Source organism: Streptomyces actinomycinicus (assembly GCF_016741775.1).
Taxonomy (GTDB): Bacteria; Actinomycetota; Actinomycetes; order Streptomycetales; family Streptomycetaceae; genus Streptomyces; species Streptomyces actinomycinicus.
In genome coordinates this window covers 48661-71970 of the sequence record NZ_JAERRK010000001.1, presented here as the reverse complement: position 1 = coordinate 71970, position 23310 = coordinate 48661, and the positions used below count along the sequence as shown (strand labels likewise).

At 69.6% G+C, this 23310-nt stretch carries 24 protein-coding genes, 1 tRNA gene, 1 pseudogene and 1 riboswitch; of the genes and pseudogenes, 10 read left to right on the top strand and 16 right to left on the bottom strand.

Going from position 1 to position 23310, the window contains the following annotated elements:
- Positions 1–33: 33 nt before the first annotated feature.
- Complete coding sequence (locus JK359_RS00350; RefSeq protein ID WP_201830375.1) at positions 34–759, bottom strand: TIGR03943 family putative permease subunit; 726 nt, start codon at positions 757–759, stop codon at positions 34–36.
- Complete coding sequence (locus JK359_RS00345) at positions 756–1811, bottom strand: permease (RefSeq protein WP_201830374.1); 1056 nt, start codon at positions 1809–1811, stop codon at positions 756–758. The genes JK359_RS00350 and JK359_RS00345 overlap by 4 nt, the downstream gene beginning before the upstream one ends.
- Before the next feature lie 123 nt (positions 1812–1934).
- Between JK359_RS00345 and JK359_RS00340 the strand changes: the two genes are divergently transcribed.
- Positions 1935–2954: a tetratricopeptide repeat protein gene (locus JK359_RS00340; protein WP_201830373.1), complete on the top strand. Its 1020-nt coding sequence runs from the start codon at positions 1935–1937 to the stop codon at positions 2952–2954.
- Between the two features lie 317 nt (positions 2955–3271).
- Positions 3272–4606: a DNA cytosine methyltransferase gene (locus tag JK359_RS00335; RefSeq protein WP_201830372.1), complete on the top strand. Its 1335-nt coding sequence runs from the start codon at positions 3272–3274 to the stop codon at positions 4604–4606.
- On the opposite strand, the gene JK359_RS00330 is transcribed toward JK359_RS00335, so the two are convergent.
- The 4 genes from JK359_RS00330 to JK359_RS00315 are packed head-to-tail and all read right to left on the bottom strand — an operon-like array spanning position 4532 to position 9006.
- Positions 4532–4999: a very short patch repair endonuclease gene (locus JK359_RS00330; RefSeq protein WP_201830371.1), complete on the bottom strand. Its 468-nt coding sequence runs from the start codon at positions 4997–4999 to the stop codon at positions 4532–4534. The genes JK359_RS00335 and JK359_RS00330 overlap by 75 nt on opposite strands.
- 44 nt (positions 5000–5043) lie before the next feature.
- Positions 5044–6861 (bottom strand): DEAD/DEAH box helicase, encoded by a 1818-nt coding sequence (locus JK359_RS00325; RefSeq protein WP_372445327.1) that lies wholly within the window; start codon positions 6859–6861, stop codon positions 5044–5046.
- Entirely contained in the window at positions 6858–8279 is a 1422-nt protein-coding gene (locus JK359_RS00320; RefSeq protein WP_201830370.1) for a ParB/RepB/Spo0J family partition protein, read from the bottom strand. Before JK359_RS00320 ends, JK359_RS00325 begins: the two co-directional genes overlap by 4 nt.
- A 16-nt stretch (positions 8280–8295) precedes the next feature.
- Positions 8296–9006, bottom strand: a complete 711-nt coding sequence (locus JK359_RS00315; RefSeq protein WP_201830369.1) for a KpnI family restriction enzyme N-terminal domain-containing protein — start codon at positions 9004–9006, stop codon at positions 8296–8298.
- Positions 9007–9569: 563 nt separating this feature from the next.
- On the opposite strand from JK359_RS00315, the gene JK359_RS00310 reads away from it, so the two are divergent.
- Positions 9570–10328, top strand: a complete 759-nt coding sequence (locus tag JK359_RS00310; RefSeq protein WP_201830367.1) for a hypothetical protein — start codon at positions 9570–9572, stop codon at positions 10326–10328.
- On the opposite strand, the gene JK359_RS00305 is transcribed toward JK359_RS00310, so the two are convergent.
- The 3 genes and pseudogenes from JK359_RS00305 to JK359_RS00295 all read right to left on the bottom strand — a co-directional run.
- Positions 10325–10789: an ATP-binding protein gene (locus JK359_RS00305; protein ID WP_201830365.1), complete on the bottom strand. Its 465-nt coding sequence runs from the start codon at positions 10787–10789 to the stop codon at positions 10325–10327. The two genes, JK359_RS00310 and JK359_RS00305, sit on opposite strands and share 4 nt — an antisense overlap.
- 64 nt (positions 10790–10853) lie before the next feature.
- Positions 10854–11333 (bottom strand): DUF2267 domain-containing protein, encoded by a 480-nt coding sequence (locus JK359_RS00300; RefSeq protein ID WP_201830363.1) that lies wholly within the window; start codon positions 11331–11333, stop codon positions 10854–10856.
- Between the two features lie 266 nt (positions 11334–11599).
- Positions 11600–11990 (bottom strand): annotated as a pseudogene (locus tag JK359_RS00295) (Hsp20/alpha crystallin family protein); the annotation flags it as partial.
- 203 nt (positions 11991–12193) lie between these two features.
- Here JK359_RS00295 and JK359_RS00290 point away from each other — a divergent pair.
- Complete coding sequence (locus JK359_RS00290) at positions 12194–12496, top strand: hypothetical protein (protein ID WP_201830361.1); 303 nt, start codon at positions 12194–12196, stop codon at positions 12494–12496.
- 283 nt (positions 12497–12779) lie between these two features.
- Here the strand turns inward: JK359_RS00290 and JK359_RS00285 are convergent, their stop codons facing one another.
- The gene (locus JK359_RS00285; RefSeq protein ID WP_201830359.1) at positions 12780–13730 is read right to left on the bottom strand and encodes a GlxA family transcriptional regulator; all 951 of its coding nucleotides are present in this window, start codon (positions 13728–13730) and stop codon (positions 12780–12782) included.
- A 274-nt stretch (positions 13731–14004) separates the two neighbouring features.
- On the opposite strand from JK359_RS00285, the gene JK359_RS00280 reads away from it, so the two are divergent.
- Complete coding sequence (locus JK359_RS00280; protein ID WP_201830357.1) at positions 14005–14457, top strand: hypothetical protein; 453 nt, start codon at positions 14005–14007, stop codon at positions 14455–14457.
- Between the two features lie 129 nt (positions 14458–14586).
- On the opposite strand, the gene JK359_RS00275 is transcribed toward JK359_RS00280, so the two are convergent.
- A complete protein-coding gene (locus JK359_RS00275; RefSeq protein WP_201830355.1) occupies positions 14587–16128 on the bottom strand; it encodes an MFS transporter in 1542 nt (513 codons plus the stop codon).
- A gap of 88 nt (positions 16129–16216) precedes the next feature.
- Entirely contained in the window at positions 16217–17530 is a 1314-nt protein-coding gene (locus JK359_RS00270) for a DUF445 domain-containing protein (protein WP_201830353.1), read from the bottom strand.
- Positions 17531–17726: 196 nt separating this feature from the next.
- Between JK359_RS00270 and JK359_RS00265 the strand changes: the two genes are divergently transcribed.
- Entirely contained in the window at positions 17727–19154 is a 1428-nt protein-coding gene (locus tag JK359_RS00265) for an SGNH/GDSL hydrolase family protein (RefSeq protein WP_372445326.1), read from the top strand.
- Positions 19155–19287: 133 nt separating this feature from the next.
- On the top strand, positions 19288–19890 hold the full coding sequence (gene rdgB / locus JK359_RS00260; protein WP_201830352.1) for an RdgB/HAM1 family non-canonical purine NTP pyrophosphatase: 603 nt from the start codon (positions 19288–19290) through the stop codon (positions 19888–19890).
- 55 nt (positions 19891–19945) lie between these two features.
- On the opposite strand, the gene JK359_RS00255 is transcribed toward rdgB, so the two are convergent.
- The 4 genes from JK359_RS00255 to bcp all read right to left on the bottom strand — a co-directional run bounded on the left by JK359_RS00255 (position 19946) and on the right by bcp (position 21971).
- A tRNA-Leu gene (locus tag JK359_RS00255) sits at positions 19946–20020 on the bottom strand.
- A gap of 15 nt (positions 20021–20035) precedes the next feature.
- Positions 20036–20704 (bottom strand): HNH endonuclease signature motif containing protein, encoded by a 669-nt coding sequence (locus JK359_RS00250; RefSeq protein ID WP_201830350.1) that lies wholly within the window; start codon positions 20702–20704, stop codon positions 20036–20038.
- Entirely contained in the window at positions 20701–21363 is a 663-nt protein-coding gene (locus tag JK359_RS00245) for an HNH endonuclease signature motif containing protein (RefSeq protein ID WP_201830349.1), read from the bottom strand. Before JK359_RS00245 ends, JK359_RS00250 begins: the two co-directional genes overlap by 4 nt.
- Positions 21364–21503: 140 nt before the next feature.
- Complete coding sequence (bcp, locus tag JK359_RS00240) at positions 21504–21971, bottom strand: thioredoxin-dependent thiol peroxidase (protein ID WP_201830347.1); 468 nt, start codon at positions 21969–21971, stop codon at positions 21504–21506.
- Positions 21972–22073: 102 nt separating this feature from the next.
- Here bcp and JK359_RS00235 point away from each other — a divergent pair, with 102 nt between their 5' ends.
- The 3 genes from JK359_RS00235 (at position 22074) to JK359_RS00225 (ending at position 23299) form a co-directional block, all read left to right on the top strand.
- Complete coding sequence (locus tag JK359_RS00235; RefSeq protein WP_201830345.1) at positions 22074–22403, top strand: DUF3618 domain-containing protein; 330 nt, start codon at positions 22074–22076, stop codon at positions 22401–22403.
- 22 nt (positions 22404–22425) lie between these two features.
- Positions 22426–22785, top strand: a complete 360-nt coding sequence (locus JK359_RS00230) for a GroES family chaperonin (RefSeq protein WP_201830343.1) — start codon at positions 22426–22428, stop codon at positions 22783–22785.
- Positions 22786–22875: 90 nt separating this feature from the next.
- A riboswitch (guanidine-III (ykkC-III) riboswitch) is annotated at positions 22876–22944 on the top strand.
- A gap of 34 nt (positions 22945–22978) precedes the next feature.
- On the top strand, positions 22979–23299 hold the full coding sequence (locus JK359_RS00225) for a DMT family transporter (protein WP_201830341.1): 321 nt from the start codon (positions 22979–22981) through the stop codon (positions 23297–23299).
- Positions 23300–23310 lie beyond the last annotated feature (11 nt).

The window sequence follows — 23310 nt, the reverse complement described above, 5'->3', positions numbered from 1 at the left end:
GTGAACGACTTCGCCGGCATACGGCCGTGAAGGTCACCCCAGGGGCAGGGCGTCCTGGTAGCCGTTCGTCGGCCGGGCCACCTTCGTGACCGTGCGGGCGTCGAGCGCGACCGGAGCGGAGCCGGTGCCCAGCTTCCCGCCCGGGTGCCAGGTCCCGGTCACCGCCACCCATGTGTTCGCGGGCAGGGCGGGACCGCCGTAGATCCGCACCTTCACGGACTGGGCGTCCGCCGCGCAGCAGTTGAGGATGATCCGTGTCAGGTCCCAGCCACCGTCCCGGCCACCGGGGGTGACGAACCCGACCAGCCGGATGCTGCGGCCCTTGACGGCCTGCCCGCGGTCCTGCCGCACCCGGCTGGTGAAGTCGGACAGCGTCATGGGGAGGGGCGAGGTGCGGGGCAGCGGATCGAAGTCGTCCGCGTGGGTGGCGACGGGCTTGGCCGGCTGCCGGGCGGCGGTGTAGGCGCCGAGGGCGGGTGGGGCGTAGAACAGCAGGCTGAGCGCGGGCAGGAGGAGCAGCCAGGCGACACCCGGTACGGACCCGTGATCGTGCCCGTGGCTCTCGTCCTCGGCGTCCTTGCGTCCTCGGTCGAGTACGGCACTGGCGAGCCCGAGCAGGAGGAGTACGACCCCGGAGGCGACGAGCAGGGGGCGCATCCCCTCCTTCACGTACCGCAGGCAGAGGTCGGTGAAGAGGGAGACGTGCAGCAACCCGAGCCCGCACAGGACCAGCAGCCCCGCCTGAAGCGACCTTTTCACAGCAACACCCCACCGATCAGCACGCTGCACGCGACGGCCACGACGACGGTCGCGGCGGAGAACCGCACCGCGAACGCCCGCCCGAAGGTCCCCGCCTGCAGGGCGATGAGCTTCAGGTCGACCATGGGCCCCACCACCATGAACACCAGCCGCGCGACCGGCGGGAAGCCGGTCAGCGACGCGGCGAGGAAGGCGTCGGCCTCGGAACACACCGCGAGCAGCACGGCGAGGCCGGCCAGGAACAGCACCGACAGCCAGGGCGCCCCGGCGAAGGTGTCGAGCACGGACCGCGGTACGGCCACGTTGAAGGTGGCCGCGGCCATCGCGCCGAGCACGAGGAACCCGCCGGCGTGCAGGAAGTCGTGCTGGAACCCGGTCCGGAACTCGTCCCAGCGACTACGCCCGTGGTGGTGGCCGGTGTGCCGGACGACGGGCCGCAGCCACTCCGCCCGCCCGAACCGCAGCCACAGCCAGCCCATGACGAGGGCGGTGGCGAGCGAGGCGAGCAGCCGGGCCAGCACCATGGCCGGGCTGCCGGGGAACGCGATCGCGGTGGCCGTGAGGACGACCGGGTTGATGGCGGGCGCGGAGAGGAGGAACGCGAACGCGGCGGCCGGGGTGACCCCGCGCCCGATCAGGCTGGCGGCCACCGGCACGGAAGCGCACTCGCACCCCGGCAGGACGACCCCCGCGACCCCGGCCACCGGAACGGCGAGCCCGGGACGCCGTGGCAGCAGCCGCTGGAACACCCGCTCCGGCACGAAGGCGTTGATCGCCCCGGACAGGGCCGTACCGAGCAGCAGGAAGGGCAGGGCCTGCACGGTGACCGCCAGACACACGGTCCGCCACGCCTGCACGGCCGGGGCATCGCCCCAGCGTCCGAGCAGGAAGAGGGCCGTACCGGGGACGACGGCGGCCCCCAGGAGCAACAGGGGCCAGAACCGGGGCAACCCCCCGCCCGGCTCCCCACCCGCCTCCTCGGGCCCGCTCCCGGCCCCGGCGGCCCCCGCGGCCCCCACCAGGACCCCGACCGGCTCACCCGTCTTCTGCATGCCGACTCCGCGTGTAGATGTCGGGACAGAAGATATCCAGATCTGCGTACCGGCTGGCCGGCCCCCTGCTCGGCAGCCCTCCGCGCCTCACTTTTGTCACGTCCCGGCAGTACGGTGTCCCCCATGCGCCCCGACACGCCTGCCGAGAACGTCGACCACACCGCCGAAGCGGCACGCCTGGAGCGGACCGCCGGCCTGTACCCCGAGGACGCCGAGACCCTTCTCCTGCGGGCGGCGGCCCACCTGGAGCTATCCGGCGACCGCCCCGCGGCGACCGCTCTCTACGACCGCCTGCTGACGTCCGCCGACGGGCTGGACAACCCCGCCCTGGTCCGCGCCCTGAAGGCGTCGAACCTGTGGGAGTACGGCCACGAGGCCGAGGCGCGGGCGATCATCGAGGGCATCCGCACGACGGCGCCCCGGGACCCGGCTCCGTGGGTGATCGTGGCGGAGGCCCTGGAGTCGCACGACGAACTGGAGGCGGCGGTGGAGACGTTCGGCGAGGCCGCGGACCTTCTGCTGCCGCACTCCTCGGAGGAACCCCCTCCCGCCACCCACCCCCTCCTCTATGGCCGTCACCGCGTCCGCCGCATGCTGGGCCTGCCGCACGACGACCGGGACACCCTCGCGGACACGCTGCACACGTCCCCGGTCTCCCTGGACGAACTCCACGACCCCAAACGCGTGTGGTCCCTGGGCTCGGACAACCCGGCGGAACTGGCGGCGGAGATCTCCCGCCTCCGCGCCGAACTGGGCGCCTACCGCGAGGCCCTCTCCCGCCCGTTCCCGGTCGCGGTCCTGCACTGGCCGGCCCCGGAACTCTCCGAGCTCCTCGTGGCGTACCCGACGCTGAGCACGGAGTACCCGTCCCACACCGAACACCTGTCGACCATAGAGTCCTCCCTCCGCGAACTGTCCGCCTCGGGCACGCCCAACCTGGGCATCGTCACGGGCACGGTCCCGTCGTACGAGGCGTTCGCGGCCTCGGAGGGCTCGTCCCCGTCGGACCCGACCCTGCTGCCCCAGTACGCGACGACGCTGGCCGCACGGGGGCGGGCGGTGGCTTGGCCGCCGGGGAGGGGGGCGTCTTGCTGGTGCGGTTCGGAGGCGGCTTATGGGGAGTGTCACGACGCAGCAAACTGAGCACGCGGCCCCTGAAGAGGCACCCCGCGTCCCGTAGGCCCCGTCCACCCGGCATGCATGAGGAAGCACGACACTGCCCGAGAAGCGGCCCGACGGTGTGACACGAGCGGACCTCGCGCGGTCCTGGATGAGACAGATTGGATGCGCGGCGCGCTTGGGCACAGGGTATGACAAAATCGTGCGTCAGTTCGACAACAGGTGACCAGCCTGTCGCCGACGCTCGGATGAACCTGGCGGGAAGTGCGAGACTCTTGGTGCTGGAGAGCAGTTGCTGATCACTGCTCCCGACCTGTACATGATCATCCAGGAGGAGCTGCATGCCCCGCAGCGGCCAGAAGCGACCGAAGTTCGCCTCGCCATTGACCTCGATCGAGATCTGCGCGGGCGCCGGTGGGCAAGCCGTCGGGCTGCACAACGCCGGTTTTGACCACCGTGCGCTCGTGGAGTGGGACCCGCACGCCGTGGCCACCCTGCGGGCCAACGTGGGCGACTGGCCCGGCTGGGACCAGGAGAAGGCTGACGCCATTCGTCCGATGGACGTAAAGGACTTCCTGGAGTCGGACGTCCTGAAGGACCTCGGCTTGAAACGCGGAGACCTTGACCTGCTCGCCGGCGGCGTACCGTGCCCTCCGTTCTCCTTGGCGGGACACAGGCTCGGCCCTGACGACGAACGCGACCTTTTTCCCGCAGCGCTTGACATCATCGACGCTTTGCTGCCCAAGGCGGTGATGATTGAAAATGTGCGAGGAATCCTGGAACCTCCAGAGTTCTTCATTGATTACCGGATCTCAATCCTCGAAAGACTTCGCGGCCTCGGCTATCTGGTCCCCGAGATTGATCCAGGCCGTTCTGCGACTGAACAGGACGTCATCATGCGTTCGGTCTGGCGGCGTCTTGACGCAAGCTACTTTGGCGTTCCACAACTGCGGCCGCGCGCAATTTTGGTAGCCATTCACAAGGATGCAATAAGGCCGGATGGTCAGAAGTTCAGGTGGCCCACAAAGCTGAAGGGCGATCCGGTAACGGTCCAAGGGGAACTCTACGAAAGCATGAAAGCGCGCTGCAAGGAGTTCTGGGACAAGAATCTCCACGGGCAGCCCGCAGGACCTGGAGATAAAACTGGACAGCGGATCTTCGAGAAGTGGGAAGAAGCCACTTCAGGTAAGACGGTCGCCCCTACTCTCGTAGGCGGGTCAAAGAAGCACGGCGGCGCCGACCTTGGTCCCACACGAGCCAAGCGTGCCTGGCGGGACCTGGGAGTTGACGGCATGGGAATCGCGAACGACCCCGAGAATTGCGTCCCGGAGCGCGACCTCTTCCGTCCCGACGGCCCCATGCTCACCGTCGCTCAGGCCGCAATCATTCAGGGCTTCCCGGAGGACTGGAATTTCCAGGGCCGCAAGACCGCCCGCTACCGCCAGGTCGGGAACGCGTTCCCGCCCCCGGTCGCGGAAGCGGTTGGCCGGGCCATTGCGGCCGTTCTGCGTCCTGAACACCGCGAGGAACTTCTCGCCGAGTACGAGATGGAACCGGCGGGAGCGCTGCCCGTCGCAGACGTCCCACGGCAGCTGGAGATTTCAGTCTCCGCCGCCCGCGCCGCCCTTGCGCCGGCTCAGGACCGTGAGGGCGATTTTGTCAGCACAAGCGTCTGATGGTTCATGCTCCCAGAAGCGGAGCACGCACCAACCGGCTGCCTTCAGTCTCCGGTCCGTGTCCCTGTCCCGTGTCATGTTTCGCAGGACTTTCTCGGACCAGTAGCCTGAATTCGTCCTGGGCGGCACGTAATGCTCCGGGCAGCCATGCCAGTAACAGCCGTCTATGAAGACAGCGACTTTCGCCGGACGGAAGACCAAGTCCGCCGTCCGGCGGAGGTCCGGCAGGGGCCGGGCCGCGACACGGTAGCGGAGACCCTTCGCGTGGACCAGCCTACGGATGAGCCACTCGGGCTTGGTGTCACGGCTGCGGATCGCCTGCATGTTGCGGCGGCGTGCTGCGGACGAAGCCCAGGAACCTCCCGGGGCCTCCCATTCGGCATCATCGGACACACCGCAGAGGGTAGTCCCGCGGGGTCCGCAGCACGCGGCCCGCCCTAGCGGCCTCCCATGTGACTGAGCAGTGCCTCTATGTCACTCGGCGCGAGTCCAGCGGCCACCGAGGGCTCCTCCTCCAGGTCAGCGAGCTGCTGCACCGTGGGGTCGTCCAAGATGCGCCCCATGAAGTCGAGCTTCCGCTCCAGGCGCTCGGCGACCACCTCGTCGATGGAGTTCCGCACCGCCAGGACAGTCACCCGGGTTTCCGTGTCCGGGGCCAGACCGAGGCGGTGGATCCGGTCGAGGCTCTGAAGGAAGCGGCCGGCCATGAAGTCGCGGTCCACGTAGACAGCGTCGTGGCACACATGGTGCAGGCTTATCCCTTCTCCCAGGGTCGCCGGGTTCGAGATCAGCACCATGCACGCCGGGTCCTCCCGGAACCGGCGGAGCTGCTCCTCACGGTCCGCGGTGCCGCCGTGGACGACAGCCGGACTGTACTTCTCCAGCAGGCGTTCCAGCGTTGTGAGGCTCCTGACGAAGGTCGTCCAGACCAGCGTCTTACGGCCCTGTGCGGCGTTCTCCGCGATGATCGCGATGGCTTCCTGGTACTTAGGCGACAGCTCGTAGTCGGGGAGGTTCTGCAAGAGCGCGTACAGCGAGCTGCCCTCGGGGGCATCCAGCGGCGGCAATTGGTAGGCCAGCGGCTCATACCGGCTGGCTCCCTCAAGGAGCAGGGCGGGGCTCGTGGCCGCCATGAGAAGACGCAGAGCCGTCTTGCCCAGGCTGCTCAGGTCTTCGCGCGCTGCGCCGCTCTTCTCGCCGCCCACCAGAGCCGTGTAGATCTCGTCATGCAGGGGCGGCATGTCGACGAAGCGAAGCCCCAGCTGAACGGGCGGCAGGCCGAGTTCCTGCTTGGTCGTGCGCGTGAACAGCGGCCGGAGGACCGAGCTGGCGTGTGCGAGGTCACCGCCGGCCACCGCCTGCACGACCGTGCGCTGACCGTGCCCAGGCCAGACGAAGCCCAGCAGGTTTTCCAGGTCCCGGGATCCGTTGGGGGCCGGGGTCCCGGTCAGGATCAGCCGGCGCGTGGCCAGCGGGCCCAGGGCCATGCAGGCTGCCCCGTACGTCCCCCGGGCGCCCAGCTTCATCCGGTGCGCCTCGTCGAGGATGATCATTGAGGGACCTGACTTGAGCCAGCCAGCCAGCATGGGCAGTGACCGGTCGAGGCGCTCGTAGTTCACGACGAGCACCTCGGCCCACTCGTCCCACGAGCCGTCCAGAACGTTGATCCGCAGCGGGTGGATGAGACACTCGGCGGTCTCGTAACGCCAGGACTCATAAGCCGACTTGGGACAGACGACCAGCAGACGGCTTACCTTGCCAGCGGCCTTCTGCGCGGCGTACACGGCGAGGGCGACACGGGTCTTGCCGGCACCGGGCACGCTGAAGTTCGCACCGTGCTGCAGCGACAGAAGCTTCGCGATGTCGCGGCGCTGGAACTCGCTGAGGTCCCCCTTCCAGGTTTGACCGAGGAGGGCGAGCACGTCGTCGGGCGCGACCTCGTCGGGCGCGTCTCGCCCCGCGAGCCGCTGCTGCACCGTGTGCGCGTCCCGGACCACACCGGAGACCAGCCCCCGCAGGTCATCCGCCCACTCCACGCCGGCCGGGTCGGACCAGGTGCTGAGGAGGCCAAGGTCCGCGAGCAGCTCGTCCAGGGAGACCGAGGCACTCAGGGGGCCGAGCTGGCCGCCGGTGCGAAACCGGGCGGCCAGCTGCACGAGTTCCTGCTGGAACGATTCCGTGGTCCGCAGGACAACCCGGGTCCGGGTCTCATCAAACCCGAGGCGCAGCGACTTCTCGCCGATGGGACTGGTCACCGGGAGCCCTCCGCCGCGACCGCCTCCAGCAGCCAGGCCACGCCGTCTCCCGGCTGCGGCAGCCCGCGGCCGGCCTGCTGAGCCAGCTTGAGAAGGCTCTCCCGCAGCTTGACCACCGCGTCATCGAACGCCTCCTCGTCCAGACTTCGGGAGGTCCGTGCCTGCACCAGGTCGCTCACGCACTGGTCGATGCTCGCGCAGGCGTCGGCCAGGCGGGCCGGCGCGAGCTGCTTACGCTTGCGCAGCCTGGCGCTGCGGCCCGCCGTTTCGATCACCTCGTCGAACGCCTTCCAGGTGTTGTCCCAGGTCTCCTGAGCGGCGGCCTTCCGCTCGTCACCAAGGTCTGGAGCTCCATTCCTCACCACGGCGGCGGTGCGGAGGATCTCGTCGTTCATCGCCCGGGCCTCCGCGACGGCGGAGGAAGCGGCAGGCACCTCCAGGCCCAGGCCGGGAATGGCCACCGACTGCGGCTGTGCGGCCGTCGTACCACCCATGGGCAACTGCCGCTCCAGACCCGCCTCCAGGAAGTCCTCGTCAATGTGGCGAACGTCCGTCTTCGAGAAGTTGAGGAGGATCGCGGCCAAGCGCAGCTCCTTCAGGATCTCGGCCCGGTCACGGTCCACCGTTTCCAGCTTCACGTACAGGCGGTGAAGTTCCTTGAGCCGCTCCTGGGCGCCCTCCCAATCCACCAGGCGCAGTCCGTTACCGCCACCGGTACGACTACGCTCGTTCAACTCGCGGACCGTGCTGAGAATCCACCGCTCCTGATGGTAGGTGCGCACCTGAATCCGGAAGTCCTTGGCGATCTGCTCGGGCGTCCGGCCCAGCGCCGCCTGCTCCTCCATGGCAAGGAGACGGTTGATGTAGGAGTAGTCACGCCGGTGATCCCTACGAAGCTGCAAGGCCAGCTCAACGGCGTTGATGTCGGCCCAGGTGAACGACGCCGGCAGCACGCCCACACGCATCGACTGCTCGCCGAGCTCGCGCAGCGCGGCAGCCCGGGTGTTGCCGTTGACCAGCACCCCTTGACGGGTCACGAGCCCGGGATCGTTCTGCCCGAACTGGCTAAGGCTGTCCTTCAGAACGTCGAAGTCCTTATCCCGCACGTTCGTGTTCTCGGGGTCCGCCTTGAGCAGGAAGCCGAGGTAATCCTGGCTCTCAGCGCACCAGGGGTCCTTGTCCAGCAGCGAGTCCCGCTCAGCGTCGTGACTGCGCTGAGCCCGGATCCGGTGAGTGCTGGGGTTATAGAAGAGGCTGCTCAGCGGCAGATCGATCACTTCGACATGGGCCTGCTGCCCGTTCCAGTCGACAGTCACGGTCTCCCGCGTACCGCCGGCCGCCTTGACCTCCTCGACCTTCTTGCTGATCAGTTCGCTGAACTCGGCTGCCCTCGGCGGGGCCGGAAACTCGCGCATCATGTCATCCCGTCCTGTCTCAGTCGTCCGTGCCGTCGAGCTTGTCGGCCATGGCCTTGCGTGTGTCCGCAGGCAGCGTCCGGTACAGCGCCCACAGCTTCTCCAGCGCGCTAGGGGTCCGGCGGTCCGCGGCGATCCATCCGCGGAACACCTTGCGCTCCACCAGCGCCAGAGACTCGATCTCCGCCAGGACATCCCCCTTGTGCACGGTCCGGTCCGCGTTGCCCCGGCCGCACCGCTGGCACTCCGTGACCAGCTGGTACTCCACGCTGCCGTCGAGCTGCACGACCGGCCGACGCGCCACGTTGAGTACGGCCTGCTCCAAGCCCCCGTCGCTGTAGGTCTCGCCGCCCGTCACGCCACAGCTCCGGCAGAGGTAACCGTCGTCGTGGAACACCTTGGCCCGCTGGGCGTTAGTGATGCTGCTCTTGTGCTCGGGCGCCTTCGACTGCCCTGGAATCCAGACGTCAGCACCCCTGGTCCGGAAGCGGTGCTCCTGCTGGCGCAACGTCGGGTCCTCGCGGCTCGTCGCGATCTCCCAGCCGCGGTCGCGCAGGTCACGCATGCGCCGGTCGATCTGCGCCACGTCCGGGAACGCGGCCCGCAGGTCGCCCTTGGTGAAGGTGCCGTTCTCCTTCACCTCTTGGATGAGCCACAGCGCGACGCGCGCCATGGTTCCGAGCTTGCGGCCCTCGTAGGTCGTGTCCCGCCAAGATGGCAGCGCGGTCATCCGTTCCCTCCCATATGGCAATTACGTGAATCTGGCCTTAAAGCGCGAGCTGCTGCATAACAGCACAAGAACTGCCGTTCCTGCACAAGCGTTCGCCTCGCGACCACCCCCCGCCTCAAGAGCGGTATGACGTCCAGTGAACACGACAGATGCCGAGATTCAATCCCCTTTGAACACTTGCCGACACAAAGCAAGCCTTGCTCGTCAAAAGCAAGCGCAACTCCGTCACCACTACGGCAGAATGAGCCAGGAACCCAGCAACGGGCTTGCTGGTAAGCCAACTTGCTGGAGAACGGGGAGGTCTCAAGAGCGTGCCGTACAGCAGGAACAGTCGCCCTCCATACGCATGGGCGAAGAAGTCCATCGACAGTGACCTTTCACCAGCAAGGCGTGAACTCGCCTCCGTCCTTCAGGGCCTTTGCCCTCTCCTGCTCATCACGCCGAAGAGCGCCGACGCACCTACACACAGCCCGACCCAGGGCGAGGTCGCCAACCGGCTCAAAATGAGTGAAAGCGCACTTTCTAGGGCGCTCAGCGGAAAGGCGCTGCCCCAGCGAAGATCGGTGGAGATCCTCTTCGAGGAGGCGAGCGCCGACGCCGCGCAGAGGGGCATCGAGGTCGGCGTAACCCTGGACGACTTGTGCCAGTTGCACGCGGAGGCGACGGCCGAGCAGAACGGTGCGATCACCACGCACCTGAGCGCAGACCTGGAGTCGGCTTCCAGAGAACTGCGCGCGCTTCGTGACGAGAATGAGCAGCTCAGGAGCGCGAACGAGGAGCTGCGCGCGGAACGTGACACGCTGCGCCAGCACGCCTCACTGAAGGCCGACAGCCTGCGTTCCCTCCAGCGGAAGTACACAGTGCTGCAGCGAAAAGCCGCCTCGCTGCGGGAACGGGTCAGCCTCCTCGAAGCCGGCTCACCAGTCCATTCGCCTCACGCTCCGGCCGCCGCTCCGCTGCCGGTACCCCGTCGGGCGGGGTACCGGCAGCGGACTGAACTTGATACGGCGGCCGCCCGGAACGTCGCGAGGCGAGCGGAAGCTCTGCGCGACGACGGCCGGCAAGCGGATGAGGTGCTGGCGCTCCTGCGGCATACGGCGGATGCCTACAGCCCGGCAGAGACAGCCTTGCTGGTCGTCCTGCTGGCCCAGGAAGGCCAGGAGGATCTCGTCAGGGACCTTCTCCACATCTATGGACGGGACAAGCCCGACCGCGAAGTGCTGCGCACCGCGCTGGAACTCCTCAGGTCCGGCGCCCCAGGCAACGTTGAAGCCCTGCTGCTGAGCGCTGCGCAAAGGCGCAATCCATACCGTACCGCTTAGGCCGCCCCTCCCAGCTCCGCCTCGTAGTGCATCTGAACACGGTCGAGGACATCGTCTGGATCCTGGCCCGGGGCAGCGGTCCAGTAGAGCAGGCCAGCAATCAATTCGACTACTGACTCGTCTAGTGCCGCAGCGCCACTACGTCCCGCCCACGCTACAGTCCAGGCCTTCGCCTGGGACCACTCCAGAACGGCGACCGCACGCTCGATGCGCCGGCAGTCCTTCCCGGAGTCGACCGACACCTCGCACCACATCGCCTTGCCGACGGCCGTCGGCACTACGCCCCAGACCACTGCAAGGGCCGCGATCAAGTGAAGCCCTCGGCCGCACTCCTCCTCGCACCTGCGCGTCTGGGCCGAGGGCAGTGCCGGGCTCCTGCCGTGGACTTCAAGCCGGAGACGCTCGAGCCTCCACTCCAGCACCAGCGTGGCCGACGTTCCCTCACCGACGTGCTTCACCACGTTCGGACGCTGCCTAGCCTGGCCAGGAATCTCCGAGCCGCTGCCCGGCACACGGCGCCCCTGCTTAGTGGTGCGCCGCCAAATCCGCCCGCCCGAACAGCAGCGCATACCCCGGAGGGAGTTGCGCCAGCACGCGGGAGGTCAGCGGCTCGCCGACGTAGGTCGACAGGACGCTCAGGACCGAGCTGACGTCCCAGCGGGCCGTCGCGGGGGTCGAGCCCTCTATGCGGGTGGCCACCGACTCCACGAACTCGCGGGCCGTCAGCGGGTGGGTCGCGGGGATCTGGGAGGCGATGACGCGGCCCGCCTCCCGGGGGAGGGCCTGGGCCAGGGCCACGCGTTCGTCGCCGGTGACGTGGCCGCCGAGGGCCGACAGGACGATGCGGGTGACGCGTTCCGCCTCCGCCCTCGTCGGGTATCGGCCCGCGTCACGCACTGCCTCGGTCAGCTTCAGCCAGTCGGCGGCCTCCGGCTCCTCCCTGACGCGCGGGCGCAGGGAGGGGGTGGAGATGGTGGTTCTGGGCTGCGGGGTCGTCACGGTCATCGTGCTGGCTCCTCTTCCGGGACGCTTCGGGGCACCGGAAGCCCGGTACCCCGTAATACGGCGGGCATGGGCGGGAGTTCGGCCAATGTGCGGCATGGGCCGCTTGGGCCGCATAGGTTGTTTGGGCTGCATGGGCCGCTTGGGGGAGCATGGGCCGGTCGGGTTGCATCGGCCGCCTGGACCGCGTCGGCCTCTTGGGCCGCATGCCCTCCGTGGGCCTGCCGTGCGCTTTGGTGCCCCGCCTGCCGGCCCTGGCATGTGGGGCACGTGGTTGTCACGCGTCGCGAGCGGCCGCGCACCCTTTCCGGCACACGGTCTGGGCGGCGCCGGCCTCGTACGAGGCGTCGATGCGGTCCGTGTCGAGCGTCTCGCCAGGAACAGCTGACGGGTGAACGTGCCCGCGGGCCGCTCGGCGACGAGCATCTCCGCGTCCTCGGGAGCGGGGCTGCGCCGCTCGGCGCGGACGTTGAGGATGTTGCGCTCGACGTCCAGCTCGATCGTCTCGGGGTCGGTGCCGGGCAGGTCGAAGTGGACGAGGAAAGCGTCCCCGGACCGGTAGGCGTCCATCGGCATCGCGGACGGACGGGCGGCGTTCGTGCCGAACACCTGCTGCGCGAGTCGGTCGAATTCACGGAACGGGTCCGTGCGCATGAGCATCACAGGCCACTCCTTTCCTCAGACGCTGGGAGCGATGCCCTACGGCTTCTCATATAACTGCCCGCCGGAACTTGACAAGCCTCGACTCAGGTTCACTTGGAGCGTCGTCCCGCGCGCTAGTCTCGAGAAAGGAATCGAGGGTCGTAACGCCGGCCTTGAGGCAGGCGTCGTACGGGAGTCGTACGGGACACGAGGAGGCAGTCATGGCCAGGGTTCCCAGCGCGGTCGTCGCCGGTGCCGGGCTCGTCGGTGGGTACGGCGTCGCCCGGTGGACCAAGAAGCGGCAGCTCGGCGGGGTCGTGCTGGCCGCGGCGGGGGCCGCGGCGGCACAGCAGTGGCGCAAGCAGGCCGGGGGGAAGGCCGCGGGTGCGCTGACCGCCGCGTACGTGGCCGCGTTCGCCGGATCCCATCCGCTGTCCAAGAAGGTCGGCGCCTGGCCGTCCGTGCTCGGCGTGGCCGGTGCCGTGGCGCTGGCCAGCTGGGCCGTCGCCGACCGCAAGGCCTGAGCCGGCCCGCCGGCCGCAAGGCCTGAGCCGGCCCGCCGACCGCGAGGTAAGGGCGGGGGCCACAGTCGGCGCCGGCCGTCGTCAGCGCCGAGGCCCCTCCAGCCCGCCCCGGCCTTTACACGCCCCCGCCCTCACGAGGAGACCCGCGCCCCACGCCCCCGCCCCTCACGAGGCCCGCGCCCCCACGCTCCCCCGCCCGTACGACACCCGCGGCCCTACGACACCCGCGGCCCTACGACACCCGCGGCCCTACGACACCCCCGGCCCTACGACACCCCCGGCCCTACGACACCCCCGCCTGGAACGCCCTCCGGTACGCCTGGGGGCTCGTGCCCACCACCCTTCGGAAGCGGTCCCGGAAGGCCGTAGGTGAGCCGAAACCCGTCTGTGCGGCGATGCGTTCCACCGGGTACGTGGTGGTCTCCAGCAGGTGCTGCGCCCGCCGCACCCGCGCCCGGTGCAGCCACTGGAGCGGTGTCGTACCGGTCTGCTCCCGGAAGCGGCGGTTGAGGGTGCGCGTACTCATGCCCGCCCGTGCCGCGATCTCGTCCAGCGTGAGGTCCCGGTCGCTGTGGGCCTCCAGCCAGACCAGCAGGGGCTCCAGGGTGGTGCCGGCCGGGGCCGGGGGCAGGTCGTGGACGATGAACTGGGCCTGCCCGCCCTCCCGTTCCAGCGGCATCACCGACATCCGGGCCGCATGCGCGGCCACCGCCGAGCCGAAGTCCTTGCGGATCATGTGCAGGCACATGTCCAGGGCCGCGGCGGCACCCGCCGAGGTCAGGAACTGGCCGTTGTCGACGTACAGGACGTTCGGGTCGACCGTCACCCCGGGGTGGCGCTCGGCCAGGTCCGCGGCCGCGATCCAGTGGGTCGTCACGCGCAGGCCGTCCAGCAGTCCCGTCGCCGCGAAGAGGAACGCGCCCACACAGATCGACGCGATGCGCGTGCCGCTCGCCGCCGCCGCGCGCAGCGCCTCCGCGACTCCCGGCGGCAGGGGCGCGGTCGGGTCCGCGACCCCCGGCAGGATGATCGTGTCCGCCTCCGCCAGCGCCTCGAGGCCGTACGGCGCCCGCACCGTGAACGCGCCCGCGCTCACCTCACCCCGTACCGAGCACACCCGCACCCGGTACGGCTCCCGGCCGTCGGGCAGCCGTGCCCAGCCGAAGGTGTCGATCGGGGCGGAGAGGTCGAACGGCACGACGCCGTCCAGCGCCAGTACGGCCACGGTGTGCATGGCAGGAACCTAGTCGTACGGTCGCTTGTCGCCAATCGTCCGGCCCCGCGGCGCTCGACTTCGGCCGCCGACCGCCGACCGCCGACCGCCGACCGCCGACCGCCGACCGCCGACCGCCGATCGACTGTGACCGGTCGTCGGTCCGCACAGCTGGAGCGAACTGTGAGCGGTGAGCCGTCGGCCGTGGCCGTGGCCGTGGCCGTTGGCGGGAATCCGTTGATCGCTGGCAGTCTCGCCACTTCTGGGTGGCCGTCCCTGCCCCTACCGTCCTTCCGTGACCAAGTTCCTCCTCGCCGTCCACGTCATCGCCGCGGTCCTCGCCGTCGGGCCCGTCGCCGTCGCCGCCAGCATGTTCCCGCCCGCCGCCCGCCGGGCCCTGGCCTCGGACGACGGTGACACGGACGCCGCCGGGACACTCCGGCTCCTGCACCGGATCTGCCGGGTCTACGCCGTCGCCGGTGTCGTCGTCCCGGTCTTCGGGTTCGCCACCGCGAGCGAGATGGGTGTCCTCGGCAGCGCCTGGCTGGTCACGTCCATAGCGCTGACCGCTCTCGCCGCCCTCGTCCTCGCCGCGCTGGTCCTCCCGGTCCAGGGCACCTTCGTAGAGGGCGGCGGTACGGCCGCACTGACCGCGCGTCTCGCGATGGCCACCGGGCTGTTCAACCTGTTGTGGGCCGCCGTGACCGTCCTGATGATCGTCCGGCCGGGGTCCACCACAGGCGCGTGACCGGGTCACCCGTCACAGGTTCCTGCCGAGGCGGGTGGGGCGGCCGGGGCCGGCCAGGGGCCGGCGCGTCACCGGCTCACCCGCCGCGGGCGCATGGCCGGCCCACCCGTCACAGGCGCGCGAGCGGTCTCACGGCCTGCTCGCGGCCGGCGGGGCCGAAGGGCCCGGGCCGGGGCGGGTGCCCTTCGCCGCTGCCTTCGCCCGGCCGGCCACCGCCGTCAGCGGACGGGCGATGTCCTCCAGGGAACGGCGTTCGGCCCGTACCGCGAGGGCCGCCGCGACCAGTCCGGCCGCGCACATCAGCGCCGCGCCGATCGAGAACGCCAGGACCGTGTCACCGACCCGGCCCGTACCCGTCAGGTCGGCGAAGAGCAGCGGGCCGCTGATGCCGCCGGCCGCGGTGCCGAGGGCGTAGAAGAAGGCGATGGACATCGCCCTCGTCTCCATCGGGAAGATCTCCGAGACCGTCAGGTAGGCACTCGACGCGCCCGCCGAGGCGAAGAACAGCACCGCGCACCAGCAGGCCGTCAGCGTGCCCGCGCTCAGCGAACCCCGGTCGAACAGCCACGCCGTACCGAACAGCAGCAGACCCGACAGCAGGTACGTCGAGGAGATCATCACCCTGCGGCCCACCGTGTCGAAGAGCTTGCCGAGCAGCAGCGGACCGCAGAAGTTGCCGACCGCGATCACCGCGAAGTAGTAGCCGGTGTGGTCCGACGGCACATCGAAGAACTTCGTCAGGATCGCGCCGAAGCCGAAGGTGATCGCGTTGTACAGGAACGCCTGCCCGATGAAGAGGGAGAAACCGAGCACCGCCCGCCTGCGGTAGCGGCCGAAGACCGTACGGGCGATCTCCAGGAACGACACGCTCTTGCGCTGGTGGATCTCCAGCTCGCCCTCGGGCTCGGCCAGCCGCTCGCCCTTCTCCGCCTCCACCCGGCGCTCGATGCCGGAGACGATCTCCTCCGCCTCCCGGTCCCGGCCGTGGATCAGCAGCCACCGCGGACTCTCCGGGACGTGCCGCCGTACGAGCAGGATGACGAGGGCGAGTACGGCGCCGAGCGCGAAGGTAAGACGCCAGCCGACGTTCGCGGCCAGCAGACCGGTGTCGAGCGCGACGATCGACAGCAGCGAGCCGCCCACCGCACCCAGCCAGAAGCTGCCGTTGATGAGCAGGTCCACCCGGCCGCGGTAGTCCGCCGGGATCAGCTCGTCGATCGCGGAGTTGATGGCCGCGTACTCACCGCCGATACCGAAACCGGTCAGGAAGCGGAACAGGAAGAACCACCACGCCTCCCACGAGACGGCCGTCAGCGCGGTCGCCGCCAGATACACCGCCAGCGTGATCATGAACAGGTTCTTGCGTCCGAAGCGGTCCGTCAGCCGGCCCCAGAACAGCGCGCCCGAGCAGGCACCCGCCACGTACAGCGCGGCGGCGGTGCCCGTCACCTGCCCCGAGCTGATCGCCAGCCCGCTGCCGGGCTCCGACAGCCGGCCGGCGATGTTGCCGACGACCGTGACCTCCAGACCGTCCAGGATCCACACCGTGCCCAGACCGATCACGATCGTCCAGTGCCAGCGGGACCAGGGCAGCCGGTCGAGGCGGGCGGGGATGTCGGTCGTGATGGTCCGGCCCGAGTCCGGCGACGACGCTTCGGATGCAGTGCTCATGGGCTCCCTCCTCCTTGAAGGACGGATACCGGGTGCCCCGGCCCTGCCGGAAGTAGTCCGGTCCTACCCCGCAGCCGAAGTGGTCCGCTCACACCCCCAGCCCGCGCGACACCACGTAGATCAGCAAACCCGCCAGGGAACCCACCACCGTGCCGTTGATCCGAATGAACTGCAGGTCACGGCCGATGTGCGCCTCGATCTTCCGGGTGGTGTGCTCGGCGTCCCAGCCCGCCACGGTCTCGGTGATCAGCGAGGTGATCTCCTTGCGGTACGTCGTCACCACGTGCACCGCCGCACCCTCCACCCAGCTGTCCACCTTCTCCTGCACCTTCGGCTCGGTCGCCATCCGCGACCCCAGCGACAGCAACGCGGCCCGCACCCGCAGCCGCAGCTCACTGCGCTCGTCCTCCGCGGCCGCCACGATCATCGACCGTACCGCCGTCCACGCCGACGCGATCAGATCCTGCACCTCGCCCCGGCCCAGCACCTCGCCCTTCAGCCGCTCCACCCGCGCCCGTGTGTCCGTGTCGGACTGCAGGTCGGAGGCGAAATCGTGCAGGAAGCGGTCCAGCGCCCCGCGCGCCGGATGCGACGGCATGTCCCGCATCTCGGTGACGAACCGCAACAGCTCCTTGTAGACCCGCTCACCGACCTTCCGGTCCACGAACCGCGGGGTCCAGCCCGGCGCACCGCCCTCCACGGCCACCATCACATCGTCTCGGTGCAGCACCAGCCAGTCGTGCGCCCGGGACACCACCAGATCCACCGCCCGCCGGTGCCCGCCGTCCGCGACGATCCGCTCCAGCATCTTGCCGATGCCCGGCGCGACCTCCTGCACATTCGCCCGCCGGGTGACCGCCTCACCGACCACCGCCTGCACATCCGCGTCCCGCAGCACCGTCAGCGCACCCCGGACAGCCGTCGCCAGCTCCGCCGTCACCCGGTCCGCGTGCTCCGGCTCCGCCAGCCAGGCCCCGAGCCGGCTGCCGATCCCCACCGCCCGCAACCGCTGCCGCACGACGTCCTGGGAGAGGAAGTTCTCCCCCACGAACTCGCCCAGCGAGACACCCAGCTGGTCCTTCTTGGTCGGGATGATCGCGGTGTGCGGGATGGGCAGCCCGAGCGGATGCCGGAACAGAGCCGTGACCGCGAACCAGTCGGCGAGCGCGCCCACCATGCCCGCCTCGGCCGCCGCCGCCACATAGCCGGTCCAGGCACCGGCCCCAGCGTGCCCGGCCGTCTTCGCCAGGACATAGATCACGGACACCAACAGCAGCAGGCCCGCAGCCGTGAGCTTCATCCGCCGCACCCCGCGCCGGCGCTCCTCGTCGGCCGGGGTGAACGCCGTCATCGTGCGGTACGACGCCACCCGCCCCGGTGTACCCGTCTCGGTAGGTTCCATCAGCTCCACCCGTTCGGTGATCCCGCACACAATTGTCCCTTCCTGACCGACTCCCGGAACGGATCAGGAGTTCCCGGCGTCTGTCCGAGGGGGGTTATGGGCAGGGTCCTGTCAGACCTCTCCGACCCATGACGCATCATGGAGTCAGCAAGATCGGAGCCTCAGGCTCCCATCTCCCGAGGAGAACAACACAAGCGTGACCAAGCGTCATGACGGGGGCGCGGGGCCCGCCGCGGAGCAGTTCGTACCTGCCGCCCCCGCAAAACACCGGGTCGTCCTGAGCGCGCTCGTCGCGCTGGTCGTGGTCCTGTCCGCCGCCATCTACTTCACCGTCGCGGCCGATGCCGGCACCCCCCGCAGCGCCCTCACCGACAACCGCCCCCACGGCGACTCCAACGCCGCCCCCGCCTCCACCGGCACCTGGGTCGGCGCCTGGGCCACCGCCCCCGTCGGCGGCGAACCCGGAACCGAGGCGACCGGCATGGCGGGCCGCTCCGTCCGCAACGTCGTCCACGCCGCCACCGGCGGTACGAGTGCCCGGATCACGCTGTCCAACCTCTACGGCCGGTCAGCGCTCACCATCTCGCACGCCACCCTCGCCCTCGCCACCGGCGACGGCACCGCCGCAGCCGACGCAGAAACGATGCGGCGGCTCACCTTCGACGGCAGCCCCAGCGTCGTCATACCCGCCGGCGGACAAACCGTCAGCGACGCCGTACGCCTCACCGTCCCGCACGGCACCGACGTCCTCGTCACCACCTACTCCCCCACCCCCTCAGGACCGGTCACCTACCACCCCCACGCCCGCCAGCTCTCCTACGTCGCCGACGGCGACCGCACCGAGGACTCCACCGGCACCCCCTACACCCAACAGACCCCGTACTGGCGGTACGTGACGGCCCTGGACGTCCTCAGCAACGAGGCCGACGGCACCGTCGTCGCCTTCGGCGACTCCATAACCGACGGCATCACCTCCACCACCGGCGCCAACCGCCGCTGGCCCGACATCCTCTCCGGCCGCCTGCGCAGCGCCCTCGAGAGCGGGCAGCAACTCCCGCGCTACAGCGTCGTCAACGAAGGCATCAGCGGCAACCAGGTCCTCGCCGACGGCCTCGGCCTCCCCGACGCACTCGAACAGACCCGTACGGGACGGACGCCCGTCGCCGAGAACGAGAGCGGCCTCGGCCGCTTCGGCCGCGACGCGCTCTCCCGCACCAACGTCAGGGCCGTCGTCATCGACCTCGGCGTCAACGACATCCTGCGCAACCCCGAACTCGCCGACCCCGACCGCATCGTCACCGGCCTGCGCACCCTCGTCCGCCAGGCCCACGCCCGCGGCCTGAAGGTCGTCGGCGCCACCCTCATGCCCTTCAAGGGCCACCGCGGCTATACCCCGGCCCGCGAGGCCGTACGGCAGCAGGTCAACGCCGCCATCCGGGCCGGCGGCGTCTACGACGCGGTCGCTGACTTCGACCGGGCCCTCCACGACCCCTACGACCCCCGCCGCCTGCGCCCCGACTACGACTCCGGCGACCACCTCCACCCCAGCGACCTGGGCTTCGCCCAGATGGCCGAGACCTTCGACCTGAACACCCTGAAGGGAGCGGGACAGGCGGAGCTGTAGACGCCGGGGGCCCGGCCGGGGCCGGCCGGGCACGGGTGTGGCCGGCCGGCGAGGGCGGAGCCAGCCGGGCGGGGGTGGGGCCGGCCGGGCGGGGGTGGGGCGGGTGTCGGGACGGCGAGGAATACTGGCCGTCATGACCCGCTTGATCCTCGCCACCCGCAACGCCGGAAAGATCACCGAGCTGAGGGCGATCCTCGCCGAAGCCGGGCTGCCCCACGAACTCATCGGCGCCGACGCCTACCCCGATATCCCCGACGTCAGGGAGACCGGCGTCACCTTCGCCGAGAACGCCCTGCTCAAGGCGCACGCCCTGGCCCAGGCCACCGGCCTCCCCGCCGTCGCCGACGACTCCGGCCTCTGCGTCGACGTGCTGGGCGGCGCCCCCGGCATCTTCTCCGCCCGCTGGGCCGGCCGTCACGGCGACGACAAGGCCAACCTCGACCTGCTGCTCGCCCAGCTGTCCGACATCGCGGAGGAGCACCGGGCGGCACACTTCGCGTGCGCGGCCGCCCTGGCCCTGCCGGACGGCACGCAGCGGGTGGTCGAGGGACGGCTGCGGGGCGTGCTGCGGCACGCGCCCGCCGGTACGAACGGGTTCGGCTACGACCCGGTGCTCCAGCCGGAGGGCGAGAGCCGGACGTGCGCCGAGCTGAGCCCGGACGAGAAGAACGCGATCAGCCATCGGGGGAAGGCGTTCCGGGCGCTGGTACCGGTGGTGCGGGACCTGTTGGGCTGAGGCTCATAGACGGGCCCCGCACCCTTGAATCCAAAGGTGCGGGGCCTGTTTTCCGTGGGCCCGGTGGGACTCGAACCCACGACACACCGGACCTAAACCGGCGCCCTCTTGCCAGCTGGGGTACGGGCCCTCAGCCCTGCATACTCTACTGGGCGCTTCGTACCGCTCGTCGACCTCCTCTGCACCATGTGCTGGTGATCGCGTGGCAATTGGGGCAGAGCAACCGCAGGTTCTCGCGCCGATCGTCGCGCCAGTCCCCGTTGATGTGATCGATCTCCAGGGTCATGGGCTTGCCGAGCCACTCGGACCCGACCCCGCACTTCGCACACTTTTCAGGTACGCCGATGTCGCGGAGCGCGCGCCGGAGCAGCAGGGTCTTCGTCCGGTTCTTGCGGTCGTGCCGTACCAGAACCTCTTCAGCCCGCTTGGCGGTCCCGCTCGGCCTGCCCCGCTGTGCCTGCCCCAGGAAGTGGGCGGTGTCCAGGCCGTCCTCCGCCGCCCACTGATGGAACAGCGTGCGGTATCGACCGTTGCACGGCTTGCCCAGCGCGCGAAGAGCACCGGCGATGGAAGTCGCCGACTCGACGGCGCGGCGCAGCTCTTCCGTCGCCGGTTTCGGAGGTGGCCCTCCGGAATTTCGCCGACGAGGAAAGTGCGAGACGTCGATACCGAAGTGCTCGAAGCGCCCGTACAGGTACCGCCGTAAGTTGCGGTACAGCCGTACTCCCAGGAATGCGATCACTTCGTCGATGTCGGCGCACTTCGCGGCTGCTTCGGCCAGGCGCTCATAGCTGTACTGCCCGCCGCTGGTCACGAGGCGTAACCCCTGACGCGCCCCTTCGCCCGCCCACGATAAGTATCCGTGGCCGAGTGGCAGTTGGGGCAGAGCAACCGCAGGTTGTCCAAGCGGTTGTTCCGCCAGTTGCCATCGATGTGGTCGACCTCGAGCGGCAGCGGTTCTCCGAGCCAGGTCGCCTCGGTTCCGCACAGGGCGCAGCGCTCCTCCACACCCAGCTCACGCATCGCCCGCTTGAGACGGCCGCTCGGCATACGCCTGGCATTCTCGGCCGTGCTCTCGACGAGGATTTCTTCAGCGCTGCGGCGACGCTGGTTGTACCTCTGCCGCTCCGTGCGGACCGCCGGTGTGAAATGGGAGGTGTCCAGACCGTAGGCCTTGATGCGCCGCGAGATGTTCGTGTGATGGCCGCCGACCGGATCGAGCCCGAGCCGCCGCAGAACCTCGTTGACGCTCGCGGACCGGGCAACCACCGGTTCGAGGATCTCCCTCGTCCACTTCACTCCCTCGGGTTCGAAATGCGAGACGTCCACTTCTAGCTTCTTCATCCGCTCATAGACGTACCGCCGCTTCCAGCTCCTCGGATCCACCCCCAGCCTCTCCAGTGCCTGTGACAGTGTTCGTGATTCTCGTGCCGCTGTTTCCAGGCGCTCCCTGGTGTAGGCGCTGGCCCCCATCGGTCTTCTCCGTTCCGGGCAGGCGTTCGCTGTCCGTACGGAGTAACGAACCGTTTATCGGACAGTCACGCCCCGGGGTATGAGAACGGCCCGCGGCCGGGGTGAGCCGGTGCGGGCCGGGGAGCGGTGGGGGCCGGAGGTCAGATGCCCAGGTCCTTGAGGATCTTGGCGACGTGGCCGGTGGCCTTGACGTTGTAGAGGGCCCGCTCGACCTTGCCCTCCTCGTCCACGACGACCGTGGAGCGGATGACACCGACGACCGTCTTGCCGTAGAGCTTCTTCTCGCCGAAGGCGCCGTACGCCTCCAGGACCTGCTTGTCGGGGTCGGCCACGAGCGTGACCTTCAGGGACTCCTTCTCACGGAACTTCGCGAGCTTCTCCGGCTTGTCGGGCGAGACGCCGATGACGTCGTAGCCGGCGGAGGCCAGGACCTCCAGGTTGTCGGTGAAGTCGCAGGCCTGCTTGGTGCAGCCGGGGGTCAGGGCGGCCGGGTAGAAGTAGACGATGACCTTGCGGCCCTTGTGGTCCGACAGGGACACCTCGTTGCCGTCGGCGTCGGGGAGGGTGAAGGCGGGGGCAACGTCCCCGGGCTGGAGTCGCTCGCTCATCGGACTAGCGTAACCGGGGGGCCTTGCGGTGCGGCGCGGGCATGAGCTGACAGACTGTCCGGAACAGCAGGAGCAGATTCGGCAGACTTCGGAGGCCGTACGGTGGCGGACACGTCGGACACCAGAACCCCGGCGCAGATCGAGGCGGACATCAAGCGTCGCCGTGAAGTGCTGGCCGAGACGCTCGACGAGATCGGGGTGCGGGTGCACCCGAAGACGATCGTCGGGGATGCGAAGGCCAAGGTCGTCGCGAATATCGATCACACGGTCGGGCGGGCCTATGTGCAGGTCAACCGGGTGGTGAGCGATGTACGGGCCCGGTTCGTGGACGACGAGGGCGCTCCCCGGCTGGAGCGGGTCGTGCCGGTCGCGCTGGTCGTCGTGGGTGTGGTCGGGCTGCTGGCCCTCGGGGCCCGGCGGCGCAAGGACTGATCGGGGCAGGTAGGTTCAAGGCGTGAGCGCCAACAGAAATGAGCACAGCACCCCCCATCACGACAAGCTGCCCATCCGGATGCTGCACGACCGGGTTCTCGTGCGGCAGGAGACCGGTGAGGGCGAGCGTCGGTCGGGGGGCGGCATCCTGATTCCCGCCACGGCGGCGGTGGGGCGGCGGCTGGCCTGGGCCGCGGTCGTCGCGGTCGGTCAGAACGTCCGGACGGTGGAGCCGGGCGATCGCGTCCTGTTCGATCCGGAGGACCGGGCGGAGGTCGAGGTGCGGGGTGTGGCGTACGTGCTGATGCGCGAGCGTGATCTGCACGCCGTCGCCGCGGACCGGTTCGAGGGGTCCGAGGATTCCACGGGTCTTTATCTGTGAGGCGGTGCCCGTGCCAGTGCGGCACGGGCGGTGCCCGTGAAGGAATGGGCGAGAGGGCCGGTGACGATGGTCACCGGCCCTCTTGTCGTGCTTTTGCTATGTTCGGAAGTGAGCCCGACGAGACGCGCCGTACCGGGTCGAAGGCAAAGACGACGCACCGGAGAAGAGTCGCCGCGTCTCGGAGGTGCCTGTCATGGCCTGGGTTCTGCTTGTCGTCGCCGGTCTGCTCGAGGTCGGCTGGTCGATCGGGATGAAGTACAGCGAGGGGTTCACCCGGCTGGTTCCCAGTGTGTTCACCGGCGCCGGCATCGTCGCGAGCATGGTTCTGCTGTCGTACGCCGCGAAGTCCCTGCCCATCGGTACGGCGTACGGCGTGTGGGTGGGGATCGGTGCGGCCGGTGCGGCGGTGCTCGGCATGGTGGTGCTGGGGGAGCCGGTCACCGCCGCCCGGGTCTTCTTCGTGTGTCTGCTGCTGGTCGCCGTGGTGGGGCTGAAGGCGACCAGCGGTCACTGAGCCGCGGGCCC